Here is a 13760-nt window from a genome sequence, read left to right as displayed (position 1 = left end):
ATTTATTGCTTAATGTTTGGCATATGAATCAGATTACTGATTTTTGGAATAATATTCAATTTGTTGATATCATTGAGTTCTTAGGAACATTTGCTTTTGCTATAAGTGGTATCCGCTTGGCTTCGGCTAAGAGATTCGATTGGTTTGGAGCCTTGGTTGTAGGACTGGTTACGGCAATAGGAGGGGGGACTTTAAGGGATCTTCTTTTGGGTATTACCCCTTTCTGGATGCTTTCGAGTGTATATCTTTGGTGTACGGTATTGGCTTTGTTTTGTGTAATTGTATATCGCAAAATTTTGGTAAGGCTGAATAATACATTTTTTTGGTTCGATAGTATTGGACTGGGATTATTTGTTGTCGTAGGTGCCGAAAAAACACTGGCTCTGGGATATGCTCCCTGGGTAATTGTAATAATGGCAACTATTACGGGGGTAGTCGGAGGAATTATTCGAGATATTCTGATCAATGAAATACCCATTATTTTTACTCAGGAACTGTATGCAGTAGCCTGTATAATGGGGGGACTCTTATTTTGCTTGTTGAATTATTGGGGAGTAAGCATGCCTATAGTTCAGGTATCTACAGCGATATTTGTATTTGTTATACGTATTTTGGCAACTAAATTTCATTGGAGGCTGCCCATTCTTAAAGGGGATGATTAGCTTTTATTTGTTGGTGATTTAGATGCTTGTTTCTTCTGTTGTTTTGCTAAATTTTCAGCTATCCTAAATTTTACTATTTTCTTTATTAATGCAATTGGAAGTGGTTTATCGATAGAGAAACGGATCGTTCCTTTAGAGGTTTTATAATCTGTTAATTCGTTTTTAAATACTTCTATTGCTTCTGCACCAGGAAATAGGCTGACATGTTTTGTAAAGCCACCAAAGTAAACTACCATACCATTTTGTTTATAAGCCGGCATGTCGTAACTAATGACTTCTTCGGCTTGTGGTGCGGCTTGTTTGATAGAACTTCTTAGTCGTTCTAAGTATTCCTTTACTTCAGGAATTGCTACAGCAATGTATTCATCAACTGTTGTAGGTTTGGGCATGTCTGTTTTTGATTTCATGATTGTCTGAAATTAAAGTATTTATTTATAACGCAATGAATCACGAAATGTTTCACTTTGAATTGTATATTTGTCTAGTGTATAATATGTAATTCGAAATATCATTAGATATCAATACTCTTTATTATCACCTTATATCTAATTTATTAACAATATGAAAACTCAACTAATTTTTGTATTAACTGCTCTTTTATTTTTCATTTCAGTTGAAGCCGATTCTCAAAACGATCTGCGTATTATGACTTATAATATACGGAATGGGATGGGAATGGATATGAAACCTGATTATAAGCGAACGGCTGATGTTATCAATCGATTTCATCCGGATATTGTAGCCATTCAGGAAATAGATAGTGTTACTAACCGGAGTAGTAAACGTTTTGTGTTAGGTGAACTGAGTGAATTAACAGGAATGCATTACTTTTATGCTCCGGCTATACATTATGATGGAGGAAAATATGGGATAGGGGTATTGTCAAATGAAAAACCTTTGCATGTTCATTATTTGCCATTGCCGGGAAGAGAAGAAGCCCGTGTTCTGCTTATTGCAGAGTTTGACAAATTTGTTTTTCTGGTTGTACATTTTTCTCTTACTTCCGAAGATCAGTTGACTTCAATCGGTATTATTCAGCAGGAATTGGCGAAAATAAAGAAACCTGTATTTATTGCAGGTGATTTTAATGCACATCCGGATTCTGATGTAATGAAACTTCTGAGTAAAGATTTCAAGATTTTGACACCTCCCGAAAAAACATATCCGGCAGATAAACCCGAAGAGTGTTTAGATTATATTGCTATAGATAGACGCAGTTATAAGTATGTATTATTTCAAAATAGTTTTCTGGTAAATGAGCCTGAAGCATCAGATCACAGACCTGTATTGTTGGATGTGAAATTATCTCGCTAACCGGCTCTGGACAATGGATTCCGATTGGTTCTACCTATGAGTATATAGCGAATATCTATTTGATTTGTTGGGTCAGAATTTGTTTCTTTGTAATAAGAAAAACAAAACTAAATTACTTAAAGAATCATGGCAGTATTAGTAGGAAAAAAAGCTCCTGTATTTAATGTAAGTGCAGTTGTTAACGGTAATGAAATTGTAGAAAACTTTTCATTAGACCAATTTATAGGAAAAAAATATGTAGTATTTTTCTTCTATCCGGCAGATTTTACATTTGTATGCCCAACTGAATTGATCGCATTTCAGGATCAAATTGCAGAATTCGAATCTCGTAATGTAGCTGTAGTAGGTGCTTCAACTGACTCAGCTTTCTCTCATTGGAAATGGCTTCAAACACCACAAAACCAAGGTGGTATCCAAGGTGTGAAGTATCCTATTATTTCAGACCAGACATTGATGGTTTCTAAAAACTATGATGTATTGGCTGGTGATACTGATTATAATGACGAAGGTGAAGAAGTATTTGTAGGTGCTCCACAAGCTTACCGTGGTCTTTTCTTGATCGACAAAGAAGGCGTTGTACGTCATCAGGTTGTAAATGATATGCCTTTGGGACGTAGTATTGAAGAAACTCTTCGTTTGGTAGATGCACTTCAATTTACAGAAGAGTATGGCGAAGTATGTCCTGCAAACTGGAAAAAAGGAAAAAAAGGTTTGAAAGCTACTCAAGAAGGTATTTCAGATTACTTATCGCATAGCCACTAATAAGTTCAGTTTTATTTGTAATATTTGCATATGAAGTAAGCCGTAACAAGTTAATTGTTGCGGCTTACTTTTTTAGGGATAGGTTTATCTATGAATAATAAGAGAACTTTAGAGTATATAGGTGACAAAAAAATATCCTTCAAAAAAGTGTCACTTTTGTCACCTTTGTAACTTTTTTAGATTTTATTTATTGAATAACAGAGGTTTAATAAATGGACAAAAGTGTATCAAATAAAGAAATTTGTCACCTTTCTGTGTAACTTTATGAATACATTTGATGGGATTTCGACCTTTCTGAATTGATTATTTGTTATAAGATAGTAAGTTAGGCTGAGTGAATGTTTAGAATAGAAGTGTCACCTTTGTGTTTAATAAATGCAATAGGCGTTGATTTGAATTTTGTTTCGTAATTTTGTATAAAACTAAGTTGGCAATGATGAATAATTATGGGTATGTACGAGTGGCAGCGGCTTCGCCTCGGTTGAAGGTTGCAGATTGCGCTTTTAATACAGACGAAATATTGAAAGTAGTAGCTGATGCCGAAAACCAAGGAGTTTCGGCTATTGTGTTTCCCGAAACCTGTATAACCTCGTATACAGCTCAGGATTTATTACATCAGCGTGCATTATTAGACGAAACATTGTATTCTTTAGAAAGAATACGTCTGGCTAGTGAACAGTCGTCGATAATCATAATAGTGGGTATGCCTCTTGCAATCAGTAATAAATTGTATAATGTAGGAGTCGCTGTTAATTATGGAAAGATACTAGGTGTTGTTCCTAAGACTTTTTTACCAAACTATAATGAGTTTTACGATAAACGCTGGTTTTCTTCTCCCCGAGAATTGACAAGTGATACTATTGAATTATGTGCTCAAGATGTCCCTGTTGGTACAGACCTTATTTTTCAGACTCCCGACTTCAATTTTGCTATCGAAATATGTGAAGACCTTTGGACTCCTCTCCCTCCATCAAGTATACATTCGTTGTATGGAGCTGAGGTTATTTTCAATCTGTCGGCAAGTAACGAGACCATCGGTAAACATTCTTATCGGAAATCGTTGGTAAGTCAACAATCTGCCCGATGTATTGCAGGCTATGTATATGCCGCTGCCGGAAATGGCGAATCAACTACTGATATTGTTTTTGGTGGAAGTAGTCTGATTGCCGAAAATGGAGAAATTATAGCAGAAGGCAAACGTTTTTCTTTTGATAGTGAACTTTGTGTTACAGAAATTGATGTTGATCGCTTAAGAAACGATCGCTTAAAAAATAAATCGTTTTCAGTTTCAGAATATAAGAACCTCGATCAGGTTAGATATCGGACAGTTAAGGTTGGAACATCTAAAGTTGATGCCGACTTTAGGTTAACACGATTAATAAACAAGACACCATTTGTACCATCTCCTTTGAATTTGGATGAAAGATGTTCTGAAATTTTCGCTATACAAGTAGGCGGGTTAGCTAAGCGTTTATTGCATACCAATTGCCAAACTGTAGTAGTAGGTGTATCGGGAGGCTTAGATTCTACACTTGCTTTACTGGTGATGGTGAAAGCTTTCGATAAACTGAATATTTCGCGAAAGAATATATATGGTATTACCATGCCTGGTTTTGGAACTACCGACCGTACGTATAATAATGCTTTAGATTTGATGAAATCATTGGGTGTGACAATCAAAGAAATATCTATACGTGATGCGGTTATTCAACATTTCAAGGATATAGACCACGATGAAACTATTCATGATATAACTTATGAAAACTCTCAAGCTCGTGAGAGAACCCAAATATTGATGGATTATGCCAATAAAGTAAACGGGCTTGTTATAGGAACAGGAGACTTGTCCGAATTAGCTTTAGGGTGGTGTACTTATAATGGCGATCATATGTCTATGTATGCTGTCAATACAGGTATTCCCAAAACATTGGTAAAAACTCTTGTTCGCTGGATTTCCGATACACAGTTGGATATAGCCTCAGAACACATCCTTCTGGATATTTTGGATACTCCTGTAAGTCCGGAATTATTACCTGCCGGGAAAGATGGCGAGATTGTACAAATTACCGAAGATACTGTAGGCCCATATATTTTGCATGATTTTTTCTTATATAATATGCTTCGTTTTGGTTATGAACCTTTGAAAATATACTTTTTGGCTCAGTATGCATTTAAGGACGATTACCAGAAAGAAGAAATACTTAACTGGTTAAAAGTTTTTTACCGAAGATTCTTTTCACAACAGTTCAAGCGTTCATGTATTCCCGATGGGCCTAAAGTGGGCTCGATAAACCTTTCTCCACGTGGTGATTGGCGTATGGCAAGTGATGCCTCTGCTGCTCTATGGTTGAAACAATTGGACGCACTGCAATAGTTGTGTATGCAATATTAATGTTGTGTATCAGCTAATTAAATTGTTTTAGTTTCTTTTGAAACTAAAATTAATATTAATACATTTGCTGCCCAATTTCACTTTATTAATAGAATTCATGAATAAATCAAAATTAGTAGCTATTGCTGCTCTTTGCATGTCTACCTCTGCACTATTTGCAGGAGGAATACTTACCAATACCAATCAAAGCGTTCATTTTCTCAGAAACCCCGCTCGTGATGCTTCTACCGAAATTGATGCGGTTTATACTAATCCGGCAGGTTTAATAAAGCTTACAGATGGATTCCATTTTTCATTTAACAACCAAAGTGCATTTCAAACACGAACTATAACGTCAACTTCTCCTATATTCAAAATGAATGGAGGCTTAGATACCAAAACATTTGAAGGTAAAGCTTCCGTACCTATTATTCCAAGTTTACAGGGTGCTTATAAAAAGGGCAAATGGGTATTGTCAGGATCTATAGCTATATCCGGCGGTGGCGGAAAAGCTACTTTCAATGATGGGTTACCTTCATTTGAAGCTTTAGCTGGTAGTAGTGCTGCTTTGGTTCAACAAACTCAAGGGATTACAAAACTTACAGCTAATAGATATCAGGTAGATCAATATATGAGAGGCTCTAATATGATTATTGGAGGTCAATTGGGAGGAACATATAAAATCAATGATATGTTTTCTGCTTATGCAGGTTTCAGGTTGAATGTTGTAAGAAACTCATATGAAGGATATTTGAGAGGTTTAAAATTAAATTTGACTCCTGTTGGTTCTGAGTATTCTCAGAATATGGTGTATGCAGATCAACTTTTAAATCAAATTGCTGTTGGTGCTGCAGCCGATCCGGTAAAGCAACAACAGATACTTTTAATGGCAAAGGCTTCCAGCGATGAAGGGGCAATGCTTGACAGTAAGCAAAGCGGCTGGGGAGTTGCTCCTATCTTAGGATTTAACTTCAATCACGATAAACTGAACATTGGTGTTAAGTATGAGTTTAAGACTTCTTTGGATGTTGAAAATAATACAAAGAGAGACGATACAGGTATGTTCTCGGATGGTGTTAATACTGCACATGATATTCCTGCTTTGTTAACTATCGGTGCTTCTTATAAATTTACTGATAAGCTGTTAGCAAGTGTTGGTTATCATCGTTTTTTTGATTCACATGCTAAAATGGATAGCGATAAGCAAAAGGATGCAGGTTCAACCAATGAGTATCTGGCAGGTTTGGAATACCAAATAGACAAAATGTTTTTGGTTAGTGCCGGAGGACAGATTACAAGATATGGCGTTGGCGATATTTTCCAAAAAGATTTAAGTTTTTCATGTAATTCATATTCTATCGGTTTAGGGGGTGCTGTAAATATTTCTCCTTCAGTACGAATCAATGTTGGATATTTCTGGACAACTTATTCAGACTATACAAAAAATTCACCGGTACCGCCGGCAGTTATATCTAAAGATATATTCTCCCGAACAAATAAAGTATTTGGTGCAGGAGTTGATTTTTCATTCTAAGGTTGCATAACTTTTATAGCTAATTGTTAATAATTAGTCTTATATAAAGTCAGGAAATAAACTTTACCTTCCTAATATACAAATGACGAAAATTGTATTATAAAAAACTGCCGAGAGGCAGTTTTTTTGTTGTATACTATATCCGAAATTTGAATAAAGTAACTAGCTTTGCATCGCATTTTTAAACACACGGTATAATTGACGTATTGGACTCTTAATTTGTTGTGAATGAATTAAGTACTTTCAACTATTTATTATCAGATTATTTCAATGTTTATCAAAGTAATAAATAGGTCTGTGACCTTTATATATGGGTATGGAGCAAAAAGCTAATAATTATTTTTTTAAGTCGTTTCTGACAATTGTTATTGCTATAGGCGTATTTTGGGGACTTAAGCAGGTTTTGCCGGGCAGACTATTTCCCGAAAGTACTGCTGCAATTCCGGGGATAGTTATTGATAGCCTGGCATTGGATGCTATGTCTGCCGATTCGTTATCGATATCAGAGGGTGATTCTTTAGTAAGTGACACGTTAATTAACAGAGTTAAGATAGAAACATCAGATAATAGTGAAGGCATTGGTAACTTAGTGAATTTTTACGAAAAACTGTATGATCTCGAAACTTCAGGAAAAGGCAAAGTTCGCATAGCTTACTTTGGCGATTCGATGAATGACGGCGATTTGATTGTTCAGGATATTCGCAGTGCCTATCAAAATCAATATGGAGGTAAAGGAGTCGGATTTGTAGGAATAACTTCTCTTTCTGCTTCAGCCAGATATTCTGTAACACATCAATTTTCCAAAAATTGGGAGACCCAGTCTTTTCTGAATGTAAAGAAGCCTAAGCGAGCATTTGGCGTTGACGGACAGGTTTCGTTTGTACCGCGTGGAAGTCAGACCTGGTTAAAATATACAGCGAATGACGTGGCTAATGCAACGTTATTATATAATCCAACCTTGTTTTATGGTAGCTCTTCAAATCATAATGCTTCAGTAAATATTTCTTTTAGTAAAGATTCTACGGTACGCTACGAATTGATTACTTCCAAGCTTTTGAATACCTTGAAATTATCACCTTCAACTAAAACGTTAAAGGCTACTTTCGAAAAAGCTGATTCTATTCCTTTCTATGGTATCAACTTTGATGATGGATCAGGTGTGCATGTCGATAATTTCTCATTGCGTGGCAACTCCGGTTTACCCCTTTCTTTGTTTAATAAAGATCTTATGAATGCACTTGATAAGGTCTTAAACTATGATCTTATAGTTTTGCAATATGGCACAAATGTATTAGGATATGGCACTACAGATTATAGTTGGTATGAATCTAAAATGTCGGGAGTTGTAAATCATTTGCAACAATGTTTTCCTAATGCCAGTATCCTGATTATCTCGACAGGTGACAGGGCTGTAAAAACGAATATGGAGATGCAGACAGATAAGGCGGTAGAGCCATTAGTTAAGCATCAGAAATTATATGCAGAGGGTACTCATTCCGGCTTTATAAATTTATATACCTTAATGGGTGGTTATGGTTCCATGGTAAAATGGGTACAAGAAAATCCGTCTTTAGCTAATAAAGATTATACTCACTTTAATCAAAAAGGAGCAAAAAAAATCGGAGGTCTTATCTATGGTGAATTAGATAAAGGCTATTTTGAATATAAAAAATTAAGAGAGTCGGGGCGAATCTCGGCTCGACCTAAAAATTCCACACAATCGGATGATTTATAAAAAAGCAATATTCTTCTTATTTATTTTTTGTACAGTGTCTTCAAGCATATTTTCCAAAGATGCAAAAGACGGTGTAAATAGTGATTTTAAGAATGTTAAATTGCTGGCTCCTGTATTTGAGAAATTATATCAGTTAGAGAAGAATAAGATAAGTAAAGTGAATATTGTTCATATAGGCGATTCGCATGTGCAGGCCGATATGTTTACCAATGTAATACGTCAACTTCTCCAAGCTAAATTTGGAAATGGAGGATATGGTTTTACTTTTCCTTATAGTTTAGCTAAAACCAACGGTACCAGCTATATTAAATATACCTCCAACACGATATGGGAAAGTCGTCGTAATATTTATCCGGTGACGGATGTATGTGTCGGTTTAAGTGGAATAGGACTTTATACAAGTAGTCCCGATTTTAAAGTTAATATAGATGCAAACCCTTTGTATACCTTTAATAAGGTAAAGTTGCTTTATCCGACTAAGAATTCTTCATTTAAGATTAGTTTACCTGACACCGATTACCAAAGTGTAACAGCTAACGTGAGTGAGGTTACTTCACCTCCATCAACAGCCAAGAAGGATAACGATAAAATCGAAAATGAAAAGCCCAATTATATAATTCATAAGGTTGAGAGCAAAGAAACATTATACAGAATTTCACAGTTTTACAATGTTCCCATAGAAAAAGTAAAAGACTTAAATAATTTATCGTCAAATACCATAAGGGTAGGGATGGATTTGAAAATCCCATCAAAGGAAAAACCGGAGACAAAAGTTGCTGCTATTCCTAAAGAGGTGAAAGAAGAACCGAAGAAAGAGATTTTGTTGAATACTATTCTTTCAAAAGAGAAAATGTACGAATCGGAATTTATATTGCCGGTTTCATCTAATCAGTTAACTATTCTTCCCGGAAAAAAGGAATCTGAATATAATTTGAGCGGTATAATATTAGAAAATGATAAACCCGGAATTATTTATCATAGCATAGGTGTAAATGGAACAAAGGTTTCAGATTACAACAAATATCCTATGTTTTTTGATCAGTTTCCTGCATTATCAACCGATTTACTTGTTATTTCACTTGGAACGAATGAGGCTTTTAATAAATGGACAACTCCTTACTATATTTCACAGATACAAATGTTTATAGATAAGGTAAGAAAAAATAATCCTAAAATGGTGATCTTATTAATGACACCCCCTCCTTCGTTATTCAAGAGAAGAACACCTAATACTTTTGTAGAGGGGTACGGAGAGGCGTTAAAGCAATTAAAGGATTGTGTTATATGGGATCTGTTGACTAAATTGGGAGGAGCCAAGGCTCCGCTCGAAAAAGAATTTGAGCCATTGATGGCGAAAGATAAAGTGCATTATACCAGAGAGGGATACGAAAAGCAGGGACAGCTTTTTGCTGCTGACTTCTTGGCTGCTTATGATAATTATGTAAAAAGTAGGACAAATTGAAAACTGTGTTAACTTATTTAGAATCTTTTTTTTCTCTTTCGAGCGATCAAATACGATCGTGGTTTGAGTATGACCCAAGCAATCCGCTTTTATTTAGCACCAGTTTGTTTCTTGGATTTTTTCTGATCTTTTATTTGGTATATATCTTAACAAAGAAGTATGCACATTTTCGAACCGTGTATGTCTTTTTGTTCTCTATATTCTTTTATTATAAAGCAGGTGGAGTATATTTTATACTGTTGATATTATCAGCCCTGATTAATTATATTTTGTCAGAGGTGATGGACCTGTCTCCGAAGAAAAGTATCCGAAAATCAATTCTCACAATAACGGTCGTTCTCAACTTGCTGGTGTTGGCGTATTACAAGTATACCAACTTCTTTATCGATAATTTGAATGATTTATTTCACGGGAACTTTCAATTACAGCATATTATTCTTCCTGTAGGGATATCTTTCTTTACCTTTCAGGCAATAAGTTATTCAATTGATTTGTATAGAAGGGAATTAAAGCCGGCAAAGAATGTGCTGGACTTTGCTTTCTATCTCTCTTTCTTCCCTCAATTGGTCGCAGGTCCCATTGTGAGGGCAAAAGAGTTTTTACCTCAAATGTATCGAGAGATAAGCTTATCGAAGAAAGAGGCCGGATTAGCTTTGTTTCTTATAATCACAGGACTCATAAAAAAATCAGTAATCTCCGATTATATTTCATTGAATTTTGTCGATCGTATTTTTGATAGTCCCCTGAGTTATACCCCATTTGAAACCTTAATGGCTGCTTATGGATATACTCTGCAAATATATTGCGATTTTTCGGGTTACTCGGATATGGCTATTGGTATAGCATTATTAATGGGATTTAAGCTTCCTGAGAATTTCCGAACACCTTATAAATCGCTTTCTGTGACAGAATTCTGGCGTCGGTGGCATATTACACTATCAAGGTGGTTGAGAGATTATTTATATATTCCATTAGGTGGGAACCGCAAAGGGAAATTCCGCACCTATATCAATCTTTTTCTGACAATGCTTATCGGAGGACTTTGGCACGGTGCAGCTTGGAAGTATATTGCTTGGGGTGCATTACATGGTGGAGCTTTAGCTGTAGAACGTCTTTTCAGACAGTTTGTAAAGCTTCCTGAAAAAAATATTCTGGTCAATTTATTTTGTGGATTACTAACATTTCACTTCGTTGCTTTTTGTTGGATTTTCTTTAGGGCAGCAGATTTCGGGGTAGCAAGAACAGTTATCGAAAATATTACGAGGCTTGAATATAATCCCGAAGCATGGTTGACAGTAATTCAAGCATACAGGAATGTGTTCATCCTGATTTTTGCAGGTTTTATATTACACTTTACACCTAAACGCTTAAGTGATATGGTCGAAATGTGCTTTTTGAAACTTCCATACATCGGAAGAGCTATTATCGTAGGAGGAGTATTTTGGTTGGTGTATGCAACTGCTTCAAGCGGTACACAACCCTTTATCTATTTCCAATTTTAAGGTCGTATACTCTTTGTTATTCAAGTAAGTATATTAAAAAAGTGACTGATAATACAAGTACACAAGGTTTGCAGCTTATATAAAATAATAAATATTTAACATTCTTGTGTGTCGAGATTAATCTTTATAACATATCTTTGCAACGTTGTTTTGTTCCTGTAATTAGTATTAATAACAGGATTCAATAAGGGCAATCAGGTGAAAAACCTGAACAGACTCGCTACTGTAAGCATTTTATTTAGCAATAAAAAAATGTAAGTCAGAAAACCTGCAAGACGACAGATACTAAACAGCTTTCGAGAAATAGAGCTGAAGATCAAAAACTGTCGATTCATTCTTCTTTAGAATATTTCCATCGTAATTTCTTCATCATATTTTATCCGGAAGCTAAATCTATTATTGGTTTATTTGCTTTCTGTATATGAATTACTCTTATTTTCTGGTTGTTTTTTCTGTCTTTCAGCTTTTTTTCTTAGGAATAAATGCTCAGAGTAAAGATTCTGTACAAACACATCAGATTGATGAAGTAGTTGTAACTGCACAGATTAAACCATCAGCTTCTCTTTCGACCAACCTAATCCAAACCTTATCGGAATCAGATATAGACAAAACCGGAGTACTATCTGTTTCGGACGCTGTGCGTCGTTTCTCGGGAGTTGTCGTAAAAGATTTTGGAGGTATTGGAGGTATGAAAACAGTCGCTATTAGAGGTATTGGTTCTGAACATACTGCAGTTTTATATGATGGAATCATTGTAAGCAATACACAATCAGGACAAGTTGATATCGGAAGATTTTCATTGGATAATATTGCAATGTTATCATTGACAGTGGGGCAATCCGATGATATTTTCAGGACAGCCAAGGCTTCGGCTTCTGTCGGAGTATTAAGTATTACTACCAGAGAACCCTCTTTTACGGATAAAAGATATTCATTCCACACACAATTGGTTGCCGGATCATGGGGGCAATTTAATCCTTATTTATACTATGCATATAAATTGAATAAGAAATTTTCTTTTTCTCTCGATGGCAGTTGGCAAAGGGCAGATGGCAAGTATAGCTATGAAAGAAAAAATGTAGATGAAGTAATAAGGGAAAAAAGACAAAATACCGATGTCGATATTAAACGTACTGAGCTGAATATCTTTGGAGAGTTAACCAAATCACAAAAACTATCTGTAAAAGCATATTATTTTGATTCGGAAAGAGGATTGCCGGGAGCCATTATATTGTATTACAATAATAGTAATCAGCGTTTGTGGGATCGAAACTTCTTCACTCAGGCAAAATATATCAACTATATTAATGATAAGTTTAATTGGCAGATACAAGGTAAGTACGGACATGCGTATACACGTTATATCGATAAGGACGCAAAATATCCCGATGGTATATTAGAGGATATATATAAACAAGACGAATTATATCTTACAAGTACATTACTATATAATCTGGATAAAACAATCTCTTTTTCTTTTGCTCAAGATTATAGTTATAATACATTGACTGCTAATTTCTCGGGTTTTGCGGAACCTAACAGATCGACTTCGCTAACTTCTTTATCTGCAAAGTATGATGATAGGAATCTAACGGTTATTGCCAATTTATTAGGAACTTATATGAGCGAGAATGTGGTTGTGGGGAGTAAGCCTGACAATAGGAAGAGATTGTCTCCTTCTCTCAGCTTATCTTACCGACCATTTAACTCTACAGGTCTTAGAGTGAGAGCTTCTTATAAAGATATATTTAGAGTTCCTTCGTTTAATGACCTTTATTACCATCGAATGGGTAATACGAGTCTGCGCCCCGAAAAAACTCAGCAATATAATTTAGGATTAACCTGGTCAAATTCATTCTCAGAATTCTTCAATTATTTCAGTATAGCGGCAGATGTTTATCGCAATAATGTAAAAGATAAGATAGTGATTTATCCAGCTATGTTTGAATCGAAGGTCGTTAATCTAGGAAAAGTGAAAATTACAGGACTTGATCTTAATGTAAATACTCATTTTGAGATTAATAATAAATTAAATCTTCAGGCATCAGGCAGCTATACCTATCAGAAGGCAATAGATATAACCGATCCGGAGGATAAGAATTATAGAGATCAGATACAGTATACTCCCGAACATTCAGGTGCGGGATCGTTGACTCTCGAAAACCCTTGGGTTAATTTCGGATATTCATTTATTGCAAGTGGGAAAACATATGCAGAGCCACAGAATATCGAAAGAAACCGCATTGAAGGTTATGTTGACCATACCATTACATTAAACAGGACATTCCAACAGGGAAGATATAAGTTTCGTATACAAGGAGATATTGCCAATTTAGCAAATAAAACATATTATATAATAAAAGATTATCCTATGCCCGGCCGTTCTTATAGGATATTAGTAAGAATGAATTTTTAAGA

The 13760-nt window shown here is 35.3% G+C and carries 10 protein-coding genes and 1 riboswitch; of the genes, 9 read left to right on the top strand and 1 reads right to left on the bottom strand.

Going from position 1 to position 13760, the window contains the following annotated elements; translation table 11 throughout:
* Nucleotides 1-23 precede the first annotated feature (23 nt).
* Entirely contained in the window at nucleotides 24-662 is a 639-nt protein-coding gene (locus G7051_RS17785) for a trimeric intracellular cation channel family protein (RefSeq protein WP_166117475.1), read from the top strand.
* Here G7051_RS17785 and G7051_RS17780 read toward each other — a convergent pair.
* On the bottom strand, nucleotides 659-1069 hold the full coding sequence (locus tag G7051_RS17780) for an iron chaperone (RefSeq protein WP_255493281.1): 411 nt from the start codon (nucleotides 1067-1069) through the stop codon (nucleotides 659-661). The two genes, G7051_RS17785 and G7051_RS17780, sit on opposite strands and share 4 nt — an antisense overlap.
* 154 nt (nucleotides 1070-1223) lie before the next feature.
* On the opposite strand from G7051_RS17780, the gene G7051_RS17775 reads away from it, so the two are divergent.
* The 8 genes from G7051_RS17775 (at nucleotide 1224) to G7051_RS17740 (ending at nucleotide 13758) form a co-directional block, all read left to right on the top strand.
* Entirely contained in the window at nucleotides 1224-1976 is a 753-nt protein-coding gene (locus G7051_RS17775) for an endonuclease/exonuclease/phosphatase family protein (protein WP_166202465.1), read from the top strand.
* Between the two features lie 126 nt (nucleotides 1977-2102).
* Nucleotides 2103-2738, top strand: a complete 636-nt coding sequence (locus G7051_RS17770; protein ID WP_166202463.1) for a peroxiredoxin — start codon at nucleotides 2103-2105, stop codon at nucleotides 2736-2738.
* Between the two features lie 436 nt (nucleotides 2739-3174).
* On the top strand, nucleotides 3175-5112 hold the full coding sequence (locus tag G7051_RS17765; protein WP_166202891.1) for an NAD(+) synthase: 1938 nt from the start codon (nucleotides 3175-3177) through the stop codon (nucleotides 5110-5112).
* Nucleotides 5113-5227: 115 nt separating this feature from the next.
* Complete coding sequence (locus G7051_RS17760; RefSeq protein WP_166202461.1) at nucleotides 5228-6643, top strand: OmpP1/FadL family transporter; 1416 nt, start codon at nucleotides 5228-5230, stop codon at nucleotides 6641-6643.
* Nucleotides 6644-6959: 316 nt separating this feature from the next.
* On the top strand, nucleotides 6960-8378 hold the full coding sequence (locus G7051_RS17755; protein WP_255493279.1) for a hypothetical protein: 1419 nt from the start codon (nucleotides 6960-6962) through the stop codon (nucleotides 8376-8378).
* Nucleotides 8368-9840: a LysM peptidoglycan-binding domain-containing protein gene (locus G7051_RS17750; RefSeq protein ID WP_166202457.1), complete on the top strand. Its 1473-nt coding sequence runs from the start codon at nucleotides 8368-8370 to the stop codon at nucleotides 9838-9840. Before G7051_RS17755 ends, G7051_RS17750 begins: the two co-directional genes overlap by 11 nt.
* A 5-nt stretch (nucleotides 9841-9845) precedes the next feature.
* Nucleotides 9846-11342: an MBOAT family protein gene (locus G7051_RS17745; protein WP_370523005.1), complete on the top strand. Its 1497-nt coding sequence runs from the start codon at nucleotides 9846-9848 to the stop codon at nucleotides 11340-11342.
* Nucleotides 11343-11475: 133 nt separating this feature from the next.
* A riboswitch (cobalamin riboswitch) is annotated at nucleotides 11476-11633 on the top strand.
* A 130-nt stretch (nucleotides 11634-11763) separates the two neighbouring features.
* Nucleotides 11764-13758 (top strand): TonB-dependent siderophore receptor, encoded by a 1995-nt coding sequence (locus G7051_RS17740; protein ID WP_166202453.1) that lies wholly within the window; start codon nucleotides 11764-11766, stop codon nucleotides 13756-13758.
* Nucleotides 13759-13760: the final 2 nt, after the last annotated feature.

The sequence above is a fragment of the Dysgonomonas sp. HDW5B genome (genome assembly GCF_011299335.1).
In the GTDB taxonomy this organism is placed as follows: domain Bacteria; phylum Bacteroidota; class Bacteroidia; order Bacteroidales; family Dysgonomonadaceae; genus Dysgonomonas_A.
The sequence above is the reverse complement of the archived record's forward strand: the minus strand, read 5'-3'. Positions and strand labels throughout refer to the sequence as shown.